Below are 248 nucleotides of genomic sequence, written 5' to 3' on the forward strand. Positions count from 1 at the left end.
CTAATTGTTCTTTTCGTGTAAGGCGAGGAAGGATACCGTATAATAACGGTGCGCTCCAGCCACTACATAAAGAAATGAAAAAAATGAAAATGAATAGTGTTACAACGTTTGAGGAAAGGGCCGGGAATAATATCATTAATAAAAATAATAGAACAGTTTTTGTCCATTGTAGTGTGAAAAGTAAGGAATAAGATGAAAAACGATTCATTATAAGTGGTGCAGATGTATTTGCTATAAGATTAGTTATG

1 pseudogene is annotated in these 248 nt (G+C 33.1%); it reads right to left on the bottom strand.

The features are described 5' to 3' along the window. Positions 1-248: pseudogene (locus SB658_RS26320) on the bottom strand (MFS transporter); the annotation flags it as partial.

It is taken from the genome of Bacillus sp. SIMBA_008, assembly GCF_046535495.1.
GTDB classification, from domain to species: Bacteria; Bacillota; Bacilli; order Bacillales; family Bacillaceae; genus Bacillus; species Bacillus subtilis.